The following is a 22134-nucleotide window of genomic DNA, read 5'->3' as shown; positions in this document are numbered from 1 at the left end:
ACGGATGAAACTTGTCAAACGCTCCGACAGTGTGAGCAAAGAGCAAAACCAGCTTGGCGTATCTCGCCGTGCCTTCATGAAAAACACCTCGCTTGCTGCTGGTGGTGCTGTGGTTGGTGCTGGCCTTTTTGCACCGGGTATGATGAAGAAAGCTCAGGCGAAATCAGTCGACCCGGACGCCAAAACGGAAGTGAAGCGTACCATCTGTTCTCACTGTTCGGTGGGCTGTGGTATTTATGCAGAGGTTCAAAATGGCGTATGGACCGGGCAGGAGCCTGCTTTCGATCACCCGTTTAACGCTGGTGGCCACTGTGCGAAAGGCGCAGCACTGCGTGAACATGGCCACGGTGAGCGTCGCCTGAAATACCCGATGAAGCTGGAAAACGGTAAGTGGAAGAAGCTTTCCTGGGAGCAGGCGATCGAAGAGATTGGTAATAAAACGCTGGAGATCCGTAAAGAATCGGGTCCAGATTCGGTTTACTGGCTGGGTAGTGCGAAACACAACAACGAACAGGCCTACACGTTCCGTAAAATGGCCTCAATGTGGGGGACCAACAACGTCGATCACCAGGCGCGTATTTGTCACTCCACGACGGTATCCGGGGTAGCGAATACCTGGGGTTACGGGGCCATGACCAACTCTTTTAACGACATGCACAACTGTAAGTCGATCCTGTTTATTGGTTCAAACCCGGCGGAAGCGCATCCGGTTGCCATGCAGCATATTCTGATCGCGAAAGAAAAAAATAACTGCAAGATTGTTGTGGCCGATCCTCGTCGTACCCGTACTGCGGCAAAATCCGATCACTATGTGTCACTTCGTCCGGGTACCGATGTGGCGTTTATCTGGGGTGTTCTGTGGCACGTATTTGCTAACCAATGGGAAGATAAAGAGTTTATTCGCCAGCGTGTTTTCGGTATGGATGAAATCCGCGCTGAGGTGGCGAAATGGACGCCGGCAGAAGTGGAGCGTGTCACCGGTGTAAGCGAAAAGGAAGTATATCAGACTGCCAAATTGCTGTCCGAAAACCGCCCTGGTTGCGTGGTATGGTGTATGGGTGGTACTCAGCACACTACCGGTAACAACAATACGCGTGCTTACTGCGTACTGGAACTAGCTCTGGGCAATATGGGCCAGTCGGGTGGTGGTGCCAATATCTTCCGTGGTCATGACAACGTTCAAGGGGCAACAGACTTAGGCGTACTGTCACATACCTTACCTGGCTACTACGGCCTGGCCGAAGGTTCATGGAAACACTGGGCGAAAGTTTGGGATGTTGACTATGAATGGTTAACAAACCGTTTTGATCAGAAACAGTACCGTGGCAAAAAGCCGATGAACAACATGGGGATTCCGGTATCCCGTTGGATCGATGGTGTACTGGAAAACAAAGACAACATTGAGCAAAACGATAACATTCGTGCGATGTTTTATTGGGGCCACGCGGTGAACTCGCAAACCCGTGGACCAGAAATGAAAAAGGCGATGCAAAAACTGGATATGATGGTGATCGTTGATCCATATCCGACCGTTGCTTCTGTGATGAATGATCGTACCGATGGTGTTTACCTGTTGCCGGCGACCACACAGTTTGAGACCTATGGTAGTGTGACGGCGTCAAACCGCTCTATCCAATGGCGTGATCAGGTGATTGAACCGCTGTTTGAGTCGAAACCGGATCATGAAATCATGTATCTGCTAACTAAAAAACTCGGTTTTGCTGACCAGTTGTTTAAGAACGTGCGGATTGAAAACAATCAACCGGTCATCGAAGACATTACCCGCGAATTTAACCGTGGTATGTGGACCATCGGTTACACCGGCCAGAGTCCGGAGCGCATAAAAGCCCACCAACAAAACTGGCATACGTTCCACAAGACCACCCTGGCAGCCGAAGGCGGCCCGATCCATGGCGAAACTTATGGTCTGCCTTGGCCGTGTTGGGGTACACCGGAAATGAAGCATCCGGGTACACACATTCTTTATGATACGTCTAAACCTGTCGCACTTGGTGGCGGTAACTTCCGCGCCCGCTTCGGGGTGGAATTTGAAGGCAAGAGCCTGCTGGCTGAAGACAGCTACTCACTGGGTTGTGAGTTGGAAGATGGTTATCCGGAGTTTAGCTCTAAGTTATTGAAACAACTTGGTTGGTGGGATGATCTGACCCCTGAGGAGCAGTCTTTGGCCGAAGGTAAAAACTGGAAAACCGACCTTTCCGGTGGTATCCAGCGTGTAGCCATCAAGCATGGCTGTATTCCATATGGTAATGCTAAAGCGCGTGCGGTTGTCTGGACTTTCCCGGATCGCGTGCCTCTGCACCGTGAACCGCTGTACACTCCACGACGTGACCTTGTGACAGATTACCCGACGTGGGACGACAGTGAGTCAATCTACCGCCTGCCGACTTTGTATAAATCTATCCAGGCCCAAGACAAGTCGGGTGAATATCCGATTGTGCTGACTTCCGGTCGTTTGGTTGAGTATGAGGGTGGTGGTGAAGAAACCCGTTCTAACCCTTGGCTGGCTGAGCTTCAGCAAGAAATGTTTGTTGAGGTAAACCCGAAAGATGCTAACGATCTCGGTTTCAAAGATGGCGACGACGTTTGGGTTGAAGGCGCGGAAAAAGGGCGCATCAAAGTCAAAGCTTTGGTAACACGTCGCGTGAAACCGGGTCTGGCATTCATTCCATTCCACTTTGGCGGAAAGTTTGAAGGGGAAGACCTGCGTAGCAAATATCCGGAAGGTTGTGACCCTTATGTGATTGGGGAAGCCGCCAACACGGCCACGACGTACGGTTATGATCCTGTGACTCAAATGCAGGAAACCAAAGTCACCCTATGTAACATTCGCAAAGCGTAAGGAGTCCGTAAATGGCTAGAATGAAATTCCTTTGTGACACCAAACGCTGCATTGAGTGTAATGGCTGTGTCACTGCATGTAAGAACGAAAATGATGATGCTCTGGAGTGGGGTATTCAACGCCGCCGCGTCGTAACACTGAACGATGGCGAGCCGGGTGAAAACTCAATCTCTGTAGCTTGTATGCATTGTACCGACGCGCCGTGTATGGCGGTGTGTCCTGCGGACTGTTTTGAGCATACCGAAGATGGCATCGTTCTTCATAATAAAGATCTGTGTATTGGCTGCGGTTATTGTCTGTTTGCCTGTCCGTTTGGTGCCCCTCAGTTCCCTAAACAAGCTGCTTTTGGTGAACGCGGTAAAATGGACAAATGTACCTTCTGTGCCGGTGGCCCTGAAACTGAGCCTGGTTCGGTTGAAGAGCGCCAGAAATACGGTGCCAACCGTATTGCTGAAGGCAAGCTGCCGATGTGTGCTTCTTTGTGTTCTACCAAGGCATTGTTGGCTGGCGATGCGGAAAAAGTCTCTGAAATTTTCCGTCAGCGCGTGGTCGAACGTGGAGCGAAGAATGCGGGCTGGACAGACGGCAACGATCTTTCTTACGACGCAACCAAAAGTTAACTCAGGAGAGACACATGTTAAACACTCTTAAACGTGCGTTTCTTGCAATGCTGTCATTGATGACAGTATTGCTGTTGACCTTCGTAACGCCAGCGTCTGCACAACAAGAGGTGTCACCAGCGGTACAGCAGGAGATGACTCAACTCGCAGGTGCGGAGTTCTGGCGTCAGGTCAAAGAGGGGCAGGAAGGCTATACCACGTCGAAATCAGCGGAACACGGCGTACTGATCAGTACGCCGGGTGAGACTTGGTACATTCTTAAAGAGAAATGGATGTCTCCCGCCGGTGCTGTCGCTATTTTCGGCAGTATCGCAATGGTAATCATGGCTTACCTGGTTGTTGGTCCTCTGATGCTAAGTAAGCCACGTACCGGCAAAAAGCTGAAACGCTGGTCTCGCCTGGATCGCGCACTTCACTGGAGCATGGCGTTTACCTTTTTGACCCTGGCGTTCAGTGGTTTGATGCTGGTGTACGGTAAGCACTTTTTGAAACCGTATGTACCTACTGAGTTTTGGGGCTTCATCGTGATGCTGGCGAAGCAGTATCACAACTACATGGGGCCGCTGTTCTTCATCTTACTGATGTTTGTTCTGCTGAAATGGTGGCGCAAATCTATTCCTAACATGACTGACATTCGTTGGTTTATGAAAATGGGCGGTATGGTTGGTAAGTACAAGGGTACCCACCCATCAGCAGGTTTTTCGAATGGCGGTGAGAAGGCGATTTACTGGCTGTTGATCTTTTTCGGTGCGATTGCTGCGGTCAGTGGTTTGGTTCTGGATTTCCCGATTTTCGGCCAAACGCGTCGTGATATGGAACTGTCTAACCTGGTTCACATGTTTTCAGCGTTGATTCTGATTTGTGGATTTATCTTTCATATCTACATCGGTCTCTTCGGGATGGAAGGGGCGTTGGAAGGCATGGTTACGGGTAAGGTCGATGAAACCTGGGCGAATGAGCACCACGACCTGTGGTATGAAGAGATGAAAGAAAAAGGTGCAATAGAAGACCTGGGTGATAAAACGTCACAAGCGAGAGGAGGGCACGCAAATGAACAAACATCATAACGGCATTTGGGTTGCATATATCTTGAGTTGTCTGACACCGTTTACTTTCCTGCTATCTGGCGTAGCTGCCATTATTTATGCCGGCTACCGGCTTGATAAAGGAGAAGATAGTGAGGTTGTAAACTCGCACTATTACGGTTTGATCCGTACATTCTTTCTATATCTGACATTCTTTGTTGTCCTAATTGTCACTGTGGCGACTTCCAACGGTGTGTTAATTGGTGTGAGTGATTACTGGATACAAAGTACATTGCTCGATACTGTTGCCTATTTCATACCGTGGGTCGGCATGCTGTTTGCTGCACTGGCCATTGTAGTCTGGTTTATCCGTATGAGTCAGGGAATACGGCAATTGCGTAACAATGAGCCACACCGGCCTTCTACCGGGCCTAACTTGTAATATTCAATATAATGAAAGCCCCAACCATTAGGGGCTTTTTCATATGTTAAACGGCCAAAATACGAGAAATATGCGCTGATAGTATTTTTACGGCAGATACTGAAACAGATAATTAAATCGGATCTTCTTCACTTGGTGCGTATTCCAGTATATCTCCCGGTTGGCAGTCTAAGTGTTTGCAGATAGCGTTTAGCGTTGCCAGCTTTACCGCTTTTGCCCGGCCATTTTTCAAAATTGACAAGTTCTGCTCTGTAATGCCTACGAGTTTGGCTAACTCGTTTGAACGCATCTTCCTTTTTGCCAACATCACATCAAGATTGATCACAATAGCCATAGCCTTCCCGTTAAATAGTCAGTTCATTGTCTTCATGGAGCTTTGTTGCTCGCTCTATGACAACTGAAATTACACGTACAACCAATTCGATAAACATCATCGTGATGCTTGTATTTGTAACTGAAACCCCGAAATACCACTCATCACTGTTATACGTTAATGAGAACTGAAGCAGTATACTCAGGATTATCTCAACTAAAGGTATTGAGATCAGTAAGTCGCTGAGTTTTTGCGACATCTTACATTTTGGTTCTCAAAAATCATGCCTTTATCATACAGGCGGACCAGTCTGATCAGCGGCCAAGGCATCGACAGATTCAAGCAAGTAAACAACATGCTTAGGATAAATTCTGCGAGTGAACACGCTAGCGAGAGTAGCAGTTCGACTTCTCCAGCAAAGGTGGCATCACACTACAGCCGATTGCACAGGGTGGCCCCGAACCAGAAGGCTGTATTTAATGTTGCGATAAATAAACGAAAACCAGAACAAAAATAGCAGTTTACGGCTGAAGTTACTTATTGCCTCAGGCTATTTCGCAGCAGTTTACGCTGACCGATCCGTCTATACGAGAGCGGTAATCCGCTGCAACAGAGATTATGGGAAATTTAAGGGTCACAAGGTTGGGTTATCCTGCTTTTTGATCATTAGCGTGCCTTTGTATGGTGCAAAGTCCCACTAGTGGTGCATTGTCTATGGTGCCACTTGCTCGTCCGTTAACAAAATGTCTTAATATTACACTTAATTATCAGATGTTTAGCTTTTGTTTGCGGCGGTTATTAATATTTGGAACAGTTATTGCTGTGTTAGACGCTTCATAGCAATCCTTCACCAAGTTGGTGAGTAAAAAATTATAGTTGCACAGGATGAGTGCGCTACATGATAACGGAGAAAATCAATAATGAGTGTAACTGCCAGTCAAGTACACGGGGCCGTACAGACACTGACACAAAGTTCTGACACGCTGTTCTTATTGTTGGGAGCAATCATGGTTTTTTTGATGCACGCAGGGTTTGCGTTTCTGGAAGTTGGAACGGTGCGCCAAAAGAACCAAGTAAATGCTTTAGTAAAAATTCTGGCTGATTTTGGTATATCCGCGCTGGCCTATTTCTTTATTGGTTATTGGGTGGCGTATGACGCAACCTTTTTTGCCGATGCTCAGACACTGGCACAAGGTAACGGCTACGAGTTGGTGAAATTTTTCTTTCTTTTAACTTTTGCAGCGGCAATTCCGGCGATTGTTTCCGGTGGTATCGCTGAACGGGCCCGCTTTTACCCGATCCTGATTGCCACTTTTTTCACCGTCGGTCTGGTATATCCGCTGTTTGAGGGCATGATTTGGAATGGCAACTTTGGCGTTCAGACCTGGCTTGAAGCTCAATTTGGTGCAGGGTTCCACGACTTTGCCGGCTCTGTCGTGGTGCATGGCGTTGGTGGCTGGATCGCGTTGGTGGCCGTGGTCTTTCTGGGTATGCGTAAAGGACGGATCAGAGCCGGGAAACATACCAACTTTGCGCCTTCTAACATTCCATTCCTGGCGCTTGGTGCCTGGATACTGTGTGTTGGCTGGTTTGGCTTTAATGTGATGTCCGCTCAGACATTAGAAGGTATCAGCGGTTTAGTCGCGATGAACTCCCTGATGGCGATGGTTGGTGGCATTGTTGCTTCGCTGGTTGCGGGGAAAAATGACCCGGGTTTTATTCACAATGGTCCGTTAGCCGGACTGGTGGCTGTATGTGCAGGTTCTGATTTGATGCACCCGATTGGTGCATTGGTAACAGGTGCGGTTGCTGGCGTACTGTTTGTGTACTTGTTTACCTTCTTGCAAAACAGAACCAAGATTGATGATGTGCTTGGTGTGTGGCCTTTACATGGAGTCTGCGGTGCCTGGGGCGGTATTGCGGCAGGTATCTTTGGCCAACAGGCATTAGGAGGACTTGGTGGCGTCAGCTTGCCTGTACAGGTGCTTGGTACCTTGTTGGGTATTTCCATCGCTGTTCTGGGGGCGCTATTGGTGTATGGTACTATCAACGCCGCGACTGGATTGCGCCTGTCAGATGAAGATGAGTATAACGGGGCAGATCTGGCGATACACAAAATCTCTTCAACCAATGAAGATTGATTGAGCGATACGATTAACCTGACAATGAGCGGCTCGGTGCCGCTCATTTGCATTTCTAATCGCAGTTACCTTTTTTGGCCTGGCCCGGAGGACAGAAATGACCATGGCCCGAGTGGTAGTCGTCTTCCGTGCTGACTTTGATGTTTACATCGTCTACTTTTCCTTCCACTCGCGTAAGCTGGCAGCCGGTTAATGTCACCAGCAGAGCCAGTGCCACCGACGCGTATTTTATTGCGATTGTTCTCATAATTTTCCTCGTAAAGGGTAAGTTCGACTATGGTCTAATCCATATTACTATTGTTGATATAGTTTCAGTGTTAAGCTAATGAAAAAGAACGACAAGGATGAGTTATGAATTTTCCTTATAGAAATATTGTAGTACTTACTGGCGCGGGTATTTCCGCAGAGTCCGGTATTCAGACATTTCGAGCTCAGGATGGGCTGTGGGAGAATCACCGTATCGAGGATGTTGCGACGCCGGAGGGTTTCGAACGTGATCCGGAACTGGTCCAGAGTTTCTACAACCAGCGCCGGCGTAAACTTCAGGAAGAGAAGATCCAACCGAATGCTGCTCATTTAGCATTGGGCCGACTCGAGCAGGAACTTGGCGGAAAAGTCACGGTTATTACGCAAAACATTGACAATTTGCATGAGCGTGGCGGGAGTACCAATGTCATTCATATGCATGGCGAATTGCTCAAAGCACGCTGCAGCGAATCTAACCAGGTTATTGACCATCTGCGCGATATCGAAACCGGCGAGTTATGCCATTGCTGCCAGATTCCTGCCCAGATGAGACCCCACATTGTTTGGTTTGGAGAGATGCCATTGCGAATGGGGGAGATATATGCCGCGCTTGAAGAAGCCGATTTGTTTATTTCTATCGGCACATCCGGTGTTGTTTACCCGGCGGCGGGGTTTGTCCATGATGCCAAGATGCATGGTGCTCATACTATTGAAATTAACTTAGAACCAAGCGCAATCCAGAGTGAATTTGAAGAGAAGCGCTACGGAAAGGCCAGCATTGAGGTTCCTAAGCTGGTTGAGGAAATCCTGGAGTTAGAACACTAAGCAATAGTGTCAAGACTGATTTCATTGCACACTACTCTGTTACAGCGGATCCTTTGTAAAAATAAAGCGGCTAAAAGCCGCTTTATTTTTTTTGTGTATCAGTTGTTTACTTTGAGTTTTTGGAAGTACTCATCGTACAACACACTGGCTTCACCGACTTCATCTTGCCAGGCTCCGCTATCCATGACTTCCTGAGGCGGGAAAATGCTCGGGTCATTAGCGAACTCTTCCGGCAGAAGTTTGTAAGCTGACTTAACCGGTGTAGGGTAGCCGATTTCTAAAGCGATTTTGGCCGCATTCTCAGGACGCAGCAGAAAGTCAATCATCTTGTGTGCCGCGTCAATATTTTTAGCGCCAGCAGGAATGGCTAAGCTATCCATCCAGAAAATGGTGCCTTTCTCTGGCCAAACAATATCAATATTCGCGCCTTCCAGGCGAGCCATGTATGCCGAGCCGTTCCAAAGCATACCAAGGGATACTTCACCTGCCAGGTATGGGTTAGCCGGGAAATCAGAATTGAATACCAGTACGTTTGGCATCAACTTTTTCAGCTCTTCATATGCTGCTTTAATTTCATCCGGGTTGGTGGTGTTAGGCGAGTAACCCAGTTTTGATAACGCGATGTGAAAAACTTCACGTGAGTCATCCATCAGCATGAGCTGGCCTTCCCATTTACTGTCCCACAGATCATCCCATGAGCTGACTGACGAGTTGTCCAGCATGTCGCTGTTGATACCGATACCCGTTGCTCCCCAGATGTATGGGATAGAGTAGTTGTTGCTTGGGTCAAATGACTTATTCAGGAAGTTAGTATCTAGGTCAGCAAAGTGAGAAAGCTTGCTCTTGTCAATTGGCTGCAGCATTTCTTCTTTACGCATTTTTGATACGAAGTAGGTAGACGGTACTACCAGATCGTAACCGGTACCCTGAGTCTTCAATTTTGCGTACATGCTTTCATTTGACTCATAAGTAGAATAGATAACTTTGATCCCGGTTTCTTTTGTAAAGTCTTCAAGAACTTGACTAGGGATGTATTCCGACCAGTTGTAGAAATACAGCTCTTGATCAGCGGCGATTGCAGGGGTAGCGATAAGTGTCGCTGCACACAGTGCGCTTACGTAGAATTTACTTTTCATTGTTCTTCCGTTTTGTTCGGCTTTTGGAGCACTCAATACGGGTTAGTCGCATTAAGCTGAGTCCAATTGCGATAAGCATCAATTCTGTTCACATTTGACGTCAGTCCCTCAGAGAACGCAGAAGGTTAAACTTTGGAACCTACGTCATGTAAACTTTGCGAAGACAATTATATCAGTCAATTACAAAAATAGGCAGCGATAGCTGCCTATTTAAAACGAACCAATGATAGCGGCCAGAAACCTGGTTAATGACCAGCCTTTCTCCCCCATAACAGTGGTGGTGGTTACTTGACCTTCTCTCTTGCAATTAACTGAGACATGACCACAAGAGTTAAAGAAACAATCAACATGACCGTTGCCAAAGCATTCACTTCTGGTGAGATACCCACCTTGACCATCGAGTAGATTTTCAACGGCAAAATTTCATAGGTTGGCCCGGTGACAAACGAACTGATGATGACGTCGTCGAGTGATAGGGTAAAACTCAGCAACCAACCAGCGGCAACGGCGGGTTTTGCCAGTGGTAAAATGATCTGTTTTAAAATTACCCACTCGCTTGCCCCGAGATCTTTCGCTGCTTCGAGCATTTTTACATCAAAGCCGTTAAGGCGGCTGTACACGGTTACTACCACAAAAGGTAAGCAGAAGGTGATGTGAGCAATCAGCAGGGTAAAAAAGCCCAGCTGAGCACCTAATACCAAGAACAGGGCCAGCAGTGAGATAGCCATCACAATGTCCGGCGACATCATGACGACAAACAGCATGCCGTTGACCGCTCCTTTGCCTTTGAATGAGTAACGGAACAGGGCAACCGCAGTCAAACTACCGATGATGGTAGCAACGGTGGCGGAAAACACCGCCACGTTGAGTGAATGCCATGCGGCCTGCATCAGGCTGTCGTTATTCACCAGGGATTGGTACCATTTAAAGGTAAATCCTCCCCATTTCATCCCAAACTTGTTGGCATTGAATGAGTTAACAATTAATACGATGATCGGTAAATACAAAAATGCGTATACCAGCGTCATAAAGCTAAATCTAATTGTACGTCCCATCAGTCCAGCTCCACTTTCTTGTTCAAGAGTTTACCGGCCCGGTAATAAGCGTAAAGCATAACTGCCATGGCAATGGTCAACGCGATGCTCGTTGCAGCGCCAAACGGCCAGTCTCTGGCATTGAGTACCTGGCTTTTAATCACATTACCAATCAACAGGTTTTTCGCACCGCCCAACAAGTCGGAGATATAGAACATCCCGAGAGCAGGTAACAGTACCAGCAGGCAGCCACCAATGATGCCTGGCATGGTCAAAGGCAAAACCACCTTGGTGAGTGTCTGGACCTTATTGGCACCTAAATCTTTGGCTGCTTCAATGTAGGTACGGTCGAGCTTTTCAATCGCTGAGTAGAGCGGCAAAATCATAAAAGGCAGCAGTATATATACCAAACCGATCATCACGGCTGTCTCGCTGTACATGAGCCGGATAGGTTTGTCGATAATCTCAAGCGCGAGCAATGATTTGTTTAACACCCCCTGCGTACCCAACACAATTTTCAAACCATAGGTCCGTATCAAAGAGTTGGTCCAAAACGGTACAATCACCAAAAACAGCATGAAAGGGCGCCAGTGAGGGGGCATTTGGGCCACGATATACGCGAATGGATAGCCAATCACCAAACACAACAGTGTTGCAATGATCGCCATGTAGAAAGAGTGCATCAACACTTTGGCATACAAGGGATCAAACAGGCGCACATAATTATCAAGAGTAAATGTAAGCTCAATCAGGTTGGCTTCATCACGGGTAAGAAAACTGGTACCAATAATCATCAGATTCGGCACTAGCACAAATAATGTCAGCCAGCCGACGATCAGGGTAATAATAGCGCTTTGAAGATTAAACTTCTTGCTGATCATTGAGCACCACCTCCCAGCTTTCTACCCAAGTGATCGCGACTTTTTGCCCCAGCGAATGATCAACATCAGGGTCATCTTCATTGAAGAACTCGCTGACCATTACACGCATGCCAGAGTCGAGTTCAATCACGGAATCGAGCGTCATGCCTTTGTAGGTTCGTTCAGTAACATGGCCTACGATGCCTTTTTCTTCGGCCTCGGTGATCTCTTCGATACGTAAATCTTCGGGGCGCAGCAAAACTTGCAGCTTGTCATTGGTACTCGCTGCTTGATCGTAATAGATAATGGATTCAACACCTTCGATTTCGGCGCGTACACGCTTGTCGTCAATCCGTTCCAGCATGGTGGCATTAAATACATTGATCTCGCCGATAAAGCGCGCCACAAATAGGTTTTTGGGCTCTTCGTAAATTTCTCTCGGAGAACCATCTTGCTCTATAACACCATCACGCATAACGATGATGCGGTCAGACATCGACAAGGCTTCTTCCTGATCGTGAGTAACGAAGATAAATGTAATCCCGAGTTGACGCTGCAATTGCTTAAGCTCAATTTGCATTTGCTTACGCAACTTATAATCGAGCGCGGATAAAGATTCGTCGAGAAGCAGGACTTTTGGCTTGTTGACCACTGCACGCGCAATCGCAATGCGTTGCTGCTGGCCACCAGATAGCTGGTGCGGTTTACGCTGAGCCATGCTTTCTAAGCGCACCATTCGCAGCGCGTCCATGACCCGAGGTTCAATCTCGCTGGCTGGTGTCTTCTGCATACGCAGACCAAATGCCACGTTATCGAACACGGTCATATGTGGGAAAAGCGCATAACTTTGAAAAACGGTATTTACATGCCGTTGTTCAGCAGGAAGTTGAGTAACGTTCTGGCCATCCAAAATAACTTCGCCACTGTCGACTGATTCGAAACCAGCGATCATGCGCAACACCGTCGTTTTACCACACCCTGAAGGGCCAAGAATCGTCAGAAACTCGCCATGGTTCACATCCAGGTTGAAATGACTAATGATTTGCTTGTCATCGAAGCTTTTACTGATACCAGTTAAGCGAATTACTGGCATTCCCGCTTGTTGTTGTGCGTTCAACGTTTGTATTTCTCCACGTTCATATTGGGGAATCAACTGAAGTGACTTTAACCATTCATTTTTGAGGCGCGCATCATAATCACCAAAACTGTGAATTCAAAGCACTTTCTTATCTTGAAACAGAAAAAGTTTTGCAGGAAAAAGTGTCCATTCCTTACCATACTGTGTTTATAGCAATACTCACGCATTATGTCTGAGACGCCACATACAGGAACGGGCGGTAAATGTTATCAATTTCATAGATTTGCAAGTGGTCAATTATCGACCAAAAGGGAAATAATGCAAGTGAATTACCCCGAGTATGATTTTAGAAGCGGTGACTTTTCTTTATAATAACCACCACATTAATTAACTGGCCTGCTAGTTAAGTTTTTACAAGTTAGCCCTGGACAACATATGAACAACGATTTTGAAAGAGATATTATTCTTGGTGGGAGTATAGAGCGTGCTCTGTCGGGACAGTATGAGTTAAAGGCTGGCACTGTGTTCAGAGAAGCCTGGAAATCTACAATACAGCATTTTTTGTCCTTTTCTCCTGCTATTATTGTGTTGCTTTTCGTCCAGTTAGGGATTTTTTATATTGCATTGCAGCTTCAACTTGGAGATGTGAGTGTCCTGGTTGATGCGTTATCAAACCCAGAAGCGTTTGATCAAAGTATTGTCTCTTCGATTTATGTGGCAAACTTCAGTTATGAGGTGATTAGTGCGCCGATTTATGCGGGGATCAGCCTGATGGCGATGAGCCATGTTGTGGGGCTGAGTACAAAATTACGTCATGTAGGGAAAGGCTTACAATTTACAGTACCAGTGATCATTGCGACATTATTCAGCTTGGTGTTACAAGGACTCGTGGGGATGATTTTCCCGCTGTTGTCGCTTTATTTATCGCTGGCATTTAGCCATTCTATCTTGTTGATCTGTGAGAAACGCGTTCCCCCGCTGCAATCGCTGCTGTTATCTTTGCGCGCTATCAATAAAAAAATCTTTGTCATTGCCGGCCTTTATTTATCAGTCATGCTGATGTTTATAGTTGCAGCTATGTTCTACGGTATTGGTTTGATTTTTGTGCTACCTTTCTTTTTCCATTTAAAAGGGGTGCTTTATCGCGAGATGTTTGGGGTCAAGCTCAAGATTGTCACCACCAATACTAATGACAACGATCAAGATGGTAACACACAGGTATTTGATGCGTAGTAGTTTAAAAATTATGACTTTACGAGCGACGGCGATTTTATCTGCCGTCGCTTTTTCTTGTATAGGTCCTTACCTCCATTATCAACGCCAGAGCGAAAACCTGGCAATGGGTGAGATTGCAGCTGAACATAGTAAACATGTGGATTTGTCCCATCTGCCCTGGCTAGGTGACATCCCGGACTTCAATGCAATCGCTGATACATTTACTAAGAAAGAAGCTTTTTTTGATTTTCTACGGCCCAAAGTGGCGCTGGAAAATCGCCGTATCCAAAAGGAGCGTGCTTTTTTACTCGCAATGCAAACGGATGATATGGATAACGAACAACATCAATATGCGAGTCGTCTGGCCAAGATGTATGGCTATCCGTTACCAAACCGTGAAGTGACGGAAGTGTGGCGGAGTGAAATGCTCAAGCGCGTTAACGTGTTGCCGGAAGCGCTTGTCCTGACACAGGCCGCCAATGAATCTGCGTGGGGTACCTCTCGTTTTGCAATTCAGGCAAATAACTTATTTGGTCAATGGTGTTATAAAAAAGGCTGCGGAATCGTGCCCTTGCAACGTAGTGAAGGTAAAGCGCATGAGGTCAGGAAGTTCTCTTCTGTGCAGGAATCGGTTCATCGATACTTTATGAATGTAAACCGAAATCGTGCTTATGAGCAACTTCGTGGTATTCGTGCGCAGCTAGAACAGCAGGGTGACGATTTACTGTCTGCGGCCAGCGCTGCTGAACTGACGTATGGTTTGCAGTCATACTCTGAACGCGGTATGGCCTATGTAAATGATCTGCAAGCTATGATTCGACACAATAATGCCTTTTGGACACAATAATAATACCCATGAAAAAGTTAAGCCTCAGCCTACTATGTGGTGCAGCGATGTTATTGACGTCACCTGCCGCACTTGCCCAGGAATACATGTTTACCTATTCCAAACTGTATACCCAGTTAAAGAACAACTATAAACAAGGCCACGACGATGTAAAAGTCGGCGTTTTCTTTGTTAATGCGCAAACGAAACAGTTGTGTGAGATTGAGAAAGCCTGGATGGAAAAAGAGGAGCACTACGAAGAGTTTGTGATCCCAAGCTCCAAAGAGTTACCACTTCCTGTAGACAATAATCTTCGTTCAGCCAACCCGCTTGTGTTTGTTCAAACCCCAGAAGAGCAGCGCTGTGATTACTCTTTGGTGGTGATGACCAAAGAATCGTTACAAGGTAACGTCTCTCACGCACAAGTTGCTGCGCTGATGCCGCAGATGCAATCTATGCTGGAGGATTTAGGGGGCATGTTTGCCAGTTGGTTTACGCCGGAAGTGCAGGGAGTAACGTTAGAGTTCAGCAACCAACTCCAAAGTGAGATTGTTTTCTCTGATGGTAAACGTAAACCGATTATCGATGGAAAAGTTCAGGTGGCTTTGAGTGAAATCGACCCCAAAGGGTATATGACTCTGCCGGAGAAAACCGTGCGAGTTTTACCTTATTTGCCTACCGCGGATTAGTAAGAATAAGATATAAAAAGAGCTGCCAGTTGGCAGCTCTTTTTACACGTGTCTGAAACACTAAATATTGGTCACATCCAGCTGTAGGCTCGGATCAAATTCTTGCACAGCATCTTCATCAACAAGCGTTTCTGCTGGGATTGTTTGTTTATCGAAACCAATATCCCCGCCATCAATGACGCCTGAATCTTTGTTAATTGACTTAAAGTCAAACAGATCAAAGTCAGCCAGATGGCTAGGTACAACGTTCTGCATCGCCCGGAACATAGTTTCAATTCGGCCAGGGAAACGCTTGTCCCATTCGTTAAGCATCTGCTTAATGTTCTGGCGCTGTAAGTTTGGCTGTGAACCACACAGGTTACAAGGGATAATTGGGTAACCACGCAGATCTGCATACTTAATGATGTCTTTCTCTCGGCAGTAAGCCAGCGGACGAATAACGACGTGTTCACCATTATCAGACACCAGTTTTGGTGGCATGCCTTTCATTTTTCCGCCGTGGAACATGTTGAGAAACAGGGTTTCAAGAATGTCGTCGCGGTGATGGCCGAGTGCAATTTTGGTTGCGCCTAGCTCTTTGGCAGTGCGGTATAGGATGCCACGACGTAAACGAGAGCACAGTGAACAAGTCGTTTTTCCTTCAGGGATCTTGTCTTGCACGATAGAGTAGGTGTCTTCCTCTACGATCTTATACTCTACCCCCAGGCTTTCCAGATACTCTGGCAGAATATGCCCAGGGAAACCCGGTTGTTTTTGATCCAGGTTAACCGCTACCAACGAGAAAGAAACCGGTGCGCTTTTTTGCAAGCTCATCAGAATATCTAGCATGGTAAAGCTGTCTTTACCGCCAGATAAACAAACCATGATGCGGTCGCCATCTTCAATCATGTTGAAGTCTGCAATCGCTTGACCTGTATTACGACGAATACGCTTTTGTAACTTATTGAAGTTGTATTGCTGCGCTTTAGTAAGCTCTTGAGTCTGCTCTGTCATCCGGAGTGGTTCTTTCAAATTACGTCAAAACAAAATGAACTGCGTATGATACGGATTAATTACTAAGATGCTAGCGCTTTCATGTTTATTAAAAGAAAAATCCCCCGAATGGCTCGGGGGATGGACACACGGGCGGGAGAGTCGTTAATAGATTATGTTGCGGTGTTTGGATCAAGAGGGCTGATGTAGCCTCTTGGTTTTAATGCCAGGACATCACAATTGATTTTGTCGATAACATGCTCAGCCGTGTTGCCGATGAATACGGCGGATAGGCCGGTTCGTCCGGTTGTACCAAGAATCACCATTGCCGCATTTAGTTGCTCTGCTGCTGCCGGGATCACGTCTTCCGGCAACCCCTGTTCGACAATAGTCTGTTCTTCACTTAAGCCATGTTTGTGGCGCAAGGCTTTCATTGATGTCAGGTGGTGGCCACGTACTGCGTCGGTGTAAGTTACAGGATCGAACTCAGGTAGTTCGATGGTAATATTTGCCGGTGTGACAGGATAAGCGTTAACCAAGTATGGATTCCCGTCGACGCGCTGACAGATTTCTTTCAGCCGTTCCACCATGCAGTCATTTAAATCGAGGTGAGTTGGATTTTCAGACCCGACATGAACGGAAGCAAGGATGTTGGCCTCAGCTGGCCAGTTCGCATTTTTAATCAGCAGTACCGGGATAGGGCACTTGCGGAGCAGATGCCAGTCGGTAGGCGTAAATATTACCGACTCCAGCACATCGTGCTTACGGGTACCTTTGATTAAAATATCATGCTCACCAGAGAAAACTTCAGCGATGATCGCTTCATAGGGGCGATTATGCCAGACAACACAAACGTTAAAGTCGAAGCTGTTGTCGATATAAGGCTGGGCAATTTTACGCATCCACTGTTCACGTTGGTGGATTACGCCCCGACGCATCGCATCTCGTTCATCTACCGATAGCATCGAGGTCATATCGTACGAAAAGTCGTAGATTGACAAAAAGAAAGTAATTTGGCTTCGGGATACACTCTTTTGAGCTAACTGCACCGCTCTTGCCAGTGCGGGCTGCTCATCACTATTGATGTCTGCAACGACGAGGATCTTACTGTATATACTCATAACTAAGCCCACTTTTTTGTAGAACCAAATACTGAATATAAGATAAATCAGTACCTTGGAGTGTTGGTACACTTTTAATGTAGCTTAGATTGAAGAAGAATATTAGGAATTGTTAGCGGATTATTGGAGAAATATGATGTAGCTCATCTCTGAGCTACATCATGTAAGAGCGTAAGGTTACGCTTTGCTTACCCCGGCAAGTTCCATAAGCGCATCGTGATCAAGAATGGTAATATACTTGCCTTTTACACTGAGGATATCTGATTTTTGGAAACGGCCCAGTAGGCGGCTGATGGTTTCAACCGTCAGCCCCAGATAATTGCCGATATCACCACGTGTCATGGTCAAACGGAACTCACGTGGACTAAAACCACGCTGTGAAAAACGAGTCGAAAGGTTGTATAGAAATGCGGCTAAACGTTCTTCTGCGTTTTTCTTAGACAGTAGGAGAATCATCTCCTGGTCACCTTTGATTTCATTACTCATTAAACGCATGATTTGCTGACGAAGTTTAGGCATCTTGCCCGACAGGTCATCAAGAATCTCGTAAGGAATTTCACAAACCATAGATGTTTCTAGAGCTTGAGCAAAACTTGGGTGGCTGTCACCAGTAATGGCGTCAAAGCCAACCAAATCTCCGGCTAAGTGGAAAGCTGTGATCTGTTCATCACCTTGTTCTGTAATGGTGTAGCTCTTGATCGTACCGGAACGAATAGCATACAGAGATTTTAGCTCATCACCGGCTTTAAATAGCTCCTGACCCTTTTGGATCGGCTTTTTACGCTCAATGATTTGGTCAAGCTGGTCAAGTTCAGATTCGTTCAAAGTGAACGGAATACACAGCTGACTAATGCTACAATCTTGGCAATGAATCGCGCAACCACCTGATTGGATACGCTTTGTTGCAGGTTTTTCAGAAATCATAACAACCTTTCACTATTTGATATACATCAATATTTTATCACTGCTTAATCCTAAAGGGTAGCAAAAAAATTACATCTGTATGACTCAATACTATATGAAATTGAGTAGCTGCAATGCACCCAGCGCGGTATATAATCCATAACCAATCAGAATTAGTGCAGAAATGTATCGAATTATTAACGAGTTTTGAAGTTTCTTGTAGAAGTTCGCACTGTAGCCAATAGCAAGCATGGAAGGTAAAGTTCCAAGGCCGAATGCGAACATTATCAGTCCGCCATTGACCGCATTTCCGGAAACCGCTGACCAGGTTAAAGCAGAATAAACCAATCCACACGGTAGCCAGCCCCAAATAAAACCAAACGGCAATGCGTGTGAAGGGCGGGAAAGGGGGAGAAGGCGTTTTCCCGCTGGAGATATATAGCGCCAGATGACCTGACCTGCCTTTTCAATAGCCAGCAAACCGTGCCACCATTTCGCAATATAGAGCGCAACTAAAATCATGAAGATGGCCGCAACAAAACGTAGCCACGCTAATGACTGGGTTAAACCACTGAGTTGTGACAACCCGGAAATGGTGGCCCCGACAAGCGCGCCAAACACCACATAACTCAGCAGTCGCCCGCTGTTATAGTAAAGCGGAACCAAGGCCGATGGCTTTGATGTATTATTGCTTAGAGAAAGTAACGAGGCGATCCCACCACACATGCCCATGCAGTGCCCGGAGCCGACCAGGCCAATCATAAAAGCACCTAAAAAATCTGGGCTCATACTGCTACGATCTACCTTTTGTTTTGGTCTGATTTTTCATCTTCATCAAAGAGAATGTTGTGACCTTGGCGTTCTAAATCTTCAAATTGCTCGCTTTTTACTGCCCACAAAAAGATGGCAACGGCAATACATACCAGCACAATGGCGATTGGGATCAGAATATATAGACTTTCCATACACGCTCTCTCTACTTTTCTTTCAGCAGGCGCAGTGAATTTGAAACGACAATGATTGAACTTGCCGACATGCCGACTACCGCGATATAGGGGGCAACTAAACCTGCGATTGCAAGAGGCAAAATTAACAGGTTGTAACCCAAAGACCAAGCCAAGTTTTCCCGGATGATCCTTCTGGTTTTTAGCGCGAGTAATCGAGCTTCGAGCAGTTTCTCAAGGTTATCACCGAGCAGAGTCATGTCCGCCGATGCTTTCGCCACGTCGGTACCTCCGCCCATCGCTACCGACAGGTGCGCTCCTGCCAACGTTGGGGCGTCATTAATGCCGTCACCGACCATCATGACAATGTCGCCGTTTTCTAAGCCCTTAAGGTAGGCCAGTTTATCTTCCGGTCTTGCCGAAGCAACGATGTCGTCGATACCGACTTGCTCAGCAACAGGCTTAGCGTTGGCGAAAGAGTCTCCGGTTAGTAACGTGGTCTTAATACCTGCCTGTGCGAAACGTTGAATAAATGACTGGCTCTCCTGTCGTATTGGGTCGTGATAGAAGAACGTTGCAACATGCTGTTCATCCAACGACAAATAGACCGCGTGGCTTTCCTGGTGAATCTGGCCGGATCCTAATACAAATGAGGCACTGCCGATTTTAACCTGCTGGTTGTTCCACTTCCCGGAAATACCTGCCCCAATGGTATTCATCACCTCAGAGACTTGATAGTCATCGGCTTGGTAATCGGAGAATGCACGTGCGATAGGGTGGTTGGCATGCGCTTCTAGTGCCGCGGCAATAGCCAGGCTCTGTTTTTCTGTCAGTTGAGCAAATGTTTGGGTTTGGCTGATTTCGATATCGCCCTTAGTTAAGGTACCGGTCTTGTCTACGACAAGATGATTGATCTTACATAAGGTCTCAAACACATGGCCTTTACGTAGCAGAATACCAAAATTACCCATGCGAGAAGTGGCACAAGTCAGCGCGGTGGGAGTCGCCAGTGAAAGGGCACATGGACAGGTAGCAACCAAAACCGAGAGCATAATCCAAAATGCATCATCCGGCTTGGCTTGGTGCCAGTAAAGCCAGGTGCTGGCAGAGATCAACAGGATCGCACCAACGAAATAGCGCGCAACCACATCCGCGATTTCAGCTATTTTGGGTTTAGAATGCTGGGCTTCATCTTGCAGACGTACAATGTTTGAGATCATTGAATCGGCTTTTGAGTTAGTCACTTCTAACTCAAATGACTCGTCGCCATTGAGCGTGCCTGCATATACCATATCTCCGGCTTTCTTAACCACGTGTACTGACTCACCGGTGAGCATGGATTCATCTATGTGAATTCGACCAGATAACACGTGGCCATCTGCAGGAATATGTTCTCCGGGTAAGACGCGGATTTGATCTCCGATCTTTAATGTTTTTACCGGGACTTGCTCGCCATCGAGAGTCGTTGCCATTGCGGGAATCAATTTCAGCAGGTTACCACTGGCGGCGGCGGCTTTGCGTCTGGCACGCATCTCGAGAAACCGACCAACTAACAAGAAAAACGTGAACATTGAGATCGACTCAAAGAACACTTCTCCCTGCTCGGTTACGGTCGCGACGAGACTGGCCACATAGGCAAAAATAAGTGCGATGGAAACAGGCACATCCATGCCAAGGGTTCGCCCCCTGATGCTACGCCAAGCGTTCAGATAAAACGGCAGTGCTGAGTAGAGTAAAACCGGAGTGGCAAAAATCAGGCTTACCCAACGAAAATAGTTTTTGAACTCAGGCTCTAAGTCACCGAAGACTTCCAAATACAGCGCTACCGCCAGCATCATCACTTGCATCGTTGCCAGTCCGGCAATACCTAACCGATATAGGTATTGCTTCATTATGCGGTGATAAATTGCTTCCTGTTTATCCGCTTCAAATGGCGCAGCTTTGTAGCCAAGCTGATGGATGACGGACAATAATTCACTCAAACGAGCTTGAGTCTTGTCCCAGGCGAGAAGAGCACGATTGGTAGTAGTATTGACCCGAATCGACACCAGTCCCTGACAACTAGTGAGTTGTTTTTCGATCAACCAGGCACATGCAGCACAGGAAACGCCGTCTAATGAAAGCGTTACCTCTGCAATATTATCTTGATTACGAACGAACTCTGACTGGACATCTTCATTGTCATAGTGAACCAGTGCTTGCAGTTGTTCCGGTACTAAGTCGGCTTTTTCCGCAGGCGCAGTACGATATTGATAGTATGATACCAAGCCGCTGTCTACGATGGTCTGGGCGACGGTCTGACAGCCTGGACAACACATCTCCCGGGATGCACCCAGAATGTCGACTTTGAAATCCGTGTTGGCTGGTACATCTTCACCGCAGTGATAACAGGATTTACACATAGCGTTACTTCATCAATGTTGTGGCGGTAGTCGGAAATTCGACCCGACCCTGAATCATCCATTGTTGGTCGTGTGGCTGCAACTCAACAAACCAAGGCCCCTGAATGGACTCATCGGCTACCAAGCGGTAATGCCCCTTCACATCAGAGGTAAGTAGTTGATTGAAATCACGATCTGGTAATGTCCGATGGGTAAATGTGGCGCTCAGTGCAGGATAGTGTGGCAGGTTACCTTTATCGAACGTAATGATGATGGTGCGTTCATCTGATGAGATTGAAGCGTTTAGTTTCAGATCCCTGGCAACATTCATCTTTGAAATATCAACGTTGATGCCTTTGCCTTTTTTATAGTAATCCTCAGCTACGAGAGACACTGAGTTGTTAGAAAAAATGACTACAGTGATAACCGTCCACACCACAACCGTAAGCGGTAAAATGATCAGGAACCACGGCCAGAATTGTTTATACCAAGGCTTTACCATA

The 22134-nt window shown here is 46.7% G+C and carries 22 protein-coding genes; 9 read left to right on the top strand and 13 right to left on the bottom strand.

Features of this window, described 5'->3' with window-relative positions:
• Positions 1-4 precede the first annotated feature (4 nt).
• From P2G85_RS00565 to P2G85_RS00550, 4 genes are read left to right on the top strand one after another with little or no spacing between them, the layout of a single operon-like run.
• The gene (locus tag P2G85_RS00565; protein WP_275862160.1) at positions 5-2860 is read left to right on the top strand and encodes a formate dehydrogenase subunit alpha; all 2856 of its coding nucleotides are present in this window, start codon (positions 5-7) and stop codon (positions 2858-2860) included.
• Positions 2861-2871: 11 nt separating this feature from the next.
• Positions 2872-3480: a formate dehydrogenase FDH3 subunit beta gene (gene fdh3B / locus P2G85_RS00560; RefSeq protein ID WP_275862159.1), complete on the top strand. Its 609-nt coding sequence runs from the start codon at positions 2872-2874 to the stop codon at positions 3478-3480.
• 14 nt (positions 3481-3494) lie between these two features.
• Positions 3495-4547 (top strand): formate dehydrogenase subunit gamma, encoded by a 1053-nt coding sequence (locus tag P2G85_RS00555; RefSeq protein WP_275862158.1) that lies wholly within the window; start codon positions 3495-3497, stop codon positions 4545-4547.
• The gene (locus tag P2G85_RS00550) at positions 4531-4947 is read left to right on the top strand and encodes a hypothetical protein (RefSeq protein ID WP_275862157.1); all 417 of its coding nucleotides are present in this window, start codon (positions 4531-4533) and stop codon (positions 4945-4947) included. The genes P2G85_RS00555 and P2G85_RS00550 overlap by 17 nt, the downstream gene beginning before the upstream one ends.
• Before the next feature lie 112 nt (positions 4948-5059).
• On the opposite strand, the gene P2G85_RS00545 is transcribed toward P2G85_RS00550, so the two are convergent.
• Positions 5060-5281 (bottom strand): helix-turn-helix transcriptional regulator, encoded by a 222-nt coding sequence (locus tag P2G85_RS00545; RefSeq protein WP_275862156.1) that lies wholly within the window; start codon positions 5279-5281, stop codon positions 5060-5062.
• 899 nt (positions 5282-6180) lie between these two features.
• Here P2G85_RS00545 and P2G85_RS00540 point away from each other — a divergent pair.
• The gene (locus tag P2G85_RS00540; protein ID WP_275862155.1) at positions 6181-7401 is read left to right on the top strand and encodes an ammonium transporter; all 1221 of its coding nucleotides are present in this window, start codon (positions 6181-6183) and stop codon (positions 7399-7401) included.
• Positions 7402-7456: 55 nt separating this feature from the next.
• Here the strand turns inward: P2G85_RS00540 and P2G85_RS00535 are convergent, their stop codons facing one another.
• Positions 7457-7648 carry a hypothetical protein gene (locus P2G85_RS00535; RefSeq protein ID WP_275862500.1) on the bottom strand — a complete coding sequence of 64 codons (192 nt, stop codon included), beginning with the start codon at positions 7646-7648 and terminating at the stop codon, positions 7457-7459.
• 104 nt (positions 7649-7752) lie between these two features.
• Here P2G85_RS00535 and cobB point away from each other — a divergent pair, with 104 nt between their 5' ends.
• Positions 7753-8472 carry a Sir2 family NAD+-dependent deacetylase gene (gene cobB / locus P2G85_RS00530; RefSeq protein ID WP_275862154.1) on the top strand — a complete coding sequence of 240 codons (720 nt, stop codon included), beginning with the start codon at positions 7753-7755 and terminating at the stop codon, positions 8470-8472.
• A gap of 98 nt (positions 8473-8570) precedes the next feature.
• Here the strand turns inward: cobB and P2G85_RS00525 are convergent, their stop codons facing one another.
• The 4 genes from P2G85_RS00525 to potA form a co-directional block, all read right to left on the bottom strand.
• On the bottom strand, positions 8571-9608 hold the full coding sequence (locus P2G85_RS00525) for an extracellular solute-binding protein (RefSeq protein WP_275862153.1): 1038 nt from the start codon (positions 9606-9608) through the stop codon (positions 8571-8573).
• Positions 9609-9892: 284 nt separating this feature from the next.
• Entirely contained in the window at positions 9893-10663 is a 771-nt protein-coding gene (potC, locus tag P2G85_RS00520; protein WP_275862152.1) for a spermidine/putrescine ABC transporter permease PotC, read from the bottom strand.
• Positions 10663-11523 (bottom strand): spermidine/putrescine ABC transporter permease PotB, encoded by an 861-nt coding sequence (gene potB / locus P2G85_RS00515; RefSeq protein ID WP_275862151.1) that lies wholly within the window; start codon positions 11521-11523, stop codon positions 10663-10665. The genes potC and potB overlap by 1 nt, the downstream gene beginning before the upstream one ends.
• Positions 11504-12595 carry a spermidine/putrescine ABC transporter ATP-binding protein PotA gene (gene potA / locus P2G85_RS00510; protein WP_275862486.1) on the bottom strand — a complete coding sequence of 364 codons (1092 nt, stop codon included), beginning with the start codon at positions 12593-12595 and terminating at the stop codon, positions 11504-11506. The genes potB and potA overlap by 20 nt, the downstream gene beginning before the upstream one ends.
• A gap of 420 nt (positions 12596-13015) precedes the next feature.
• Here potA and P2G85_RS00505 point away from each other — a divergent pair, with 420 nt between their 5' ends.
• From P2G85_RS00505 to P2G85_RS00495, 3 genes are read left to right on the top strand one after another with little or no spacing between them, the layout of a single operon-like run.
• Positions 13016-13813: a hypothetical protein gene (locus P2G85_RS00505; RefSeq protein WP_275862150.1), complete on the top strand. Its 798-nt coding sequence runs from the start codon at positions 13016-13018 to the stop codon at positions 13811-13813.
• A complete protein-coding gene (locus tag P2G85_RS00500) occupies positions 13806-14642 on the top strand; it encodes a glucosaminidase domain-containing protein (RefSeq protein ID WP_275862149.1) in 837 nt (278 codons plus the stop codon). Before P2G85_RS00505 ends, P2G85_RS00500 begins: the two co-directional genes overlap by 8 nt.
• Before the next feature lie 8 nt (positions 14643-14650).
• Positions 14651-15310 (top strand): DUF2987 domain-containing protein, encoded by a 660-nt coding sequence (locus P2G85_RS00495; RefSeq protein WP_275862148.1) that lies wholly within the window; start codon positions 14651-14653, stop codon positions 15308-15310.
• Positions 15311-15370: 60 nt separating this feature from the next.
• Here the strand turns inward: P2G85_RS00495 and ttcA are convergent, their stop codons facing one another.
• The 7 genes from ttcA to P2G85_RS00460 all read right to left on the bottom strand — a co-directional run bounded on the left by ttcA (position 15371) and on the right by P2G85_RS00460 (position 22133).
• Positions 15371-16303, bottom strand: a complete 933-nt coding sequence (gene ttcA / locus P2G85_RS00490; RefSeq protein WP_275862147.1) for a tRNA 2-thiocytidine(32) synthetase TtcA — start codon at positions 16301-16303, stop codon at positions 15371-15373.
• A gap of 152 nt (positions 16304-16455) precedes the next feature.
• A complete protein-coding gene (gene uspE / locus P2G85_RS00485; protein ID WP_275862146.1) occupies positions 16456-17403 on the bottom strand; it encodes a universal stress protein UspE in 948 nt (315 codons plus the stop codon).
• Positions 17404-17580: 177 nt separating this feature from the next.
• A complete protein-coding gene (locus P2G85_RS00480; protein ID WP_275862145.1) occupies positions 17581-18327 on the bottom strand; it encodes an FNR family transcription factor in 747 nt (248 codons plus the stop codon).
• A gap of 90 nt (positions 18328-18417) precedes the next feature.
• Positions 18418-19095 carry a sulfite exporter TauE/SafE family protein gene (locus tag P2G85_RS00475; RefSeq protein WP_275862144.1) on the bottom strand — a complete coding sequence of 226 codons (678 nt, stop codon included), beginning with the start codon at positions 19093-19095 and terminating at the stop codon, positions 18418-18420.
• 11 nt (positions 19096-19106) lie between these two features.
• The gene (ccoS, locus tag P2G85_RS00470; RefSeq protein WP_275862143.1) at positions 19107-19271 is read right to left on the bottom strand and encodes a cbb3-type cytochrome oxidase assembly protein CcoS; all 165 of its coding nucleotides are present in this window, start codon (positions 19269-19271) and stop codon (positions 19107-19109) included.
• 11 nt (positions 19272-19282) lie between these two features.
• Complete coding sequence (locus P2G85_RS00465) at positions 19283-21652, bottom strand: heavy metal translocating P-type ATPase metal-binding domain-containing protein (RefSeq protein ID WP_275862142.1); 2370 nt, start codon at positions 21650-21652, stop codon at positions 19283-19285.
• A 4-nt stretch (positions 21653-21656) separates the two neighbouring features.
• A complete protein-coding gene (locus P2G85_RS00460) occupies positions 21657-22133 on the bottom strand; it encodes a FixH family protein (RefSeq protein ID WP_275862141.1) in 477 nt (158 codons plus the stop codon).
• Position 22134 lies beyond the last annotated feature (1 nt).

Origin of the sequence: Vibrio sp. CAU 1672 (assembly GCF_029223195.1) — a bacterium.
GTDB lineage: Bacteria > Pseudomonadota > Gammaproteobacteria > Enterobacterales > Vibrionaceae > Vibrio.
This window is presented reverse-complemented; position numbering and strand designations above follow the sequence as displayed.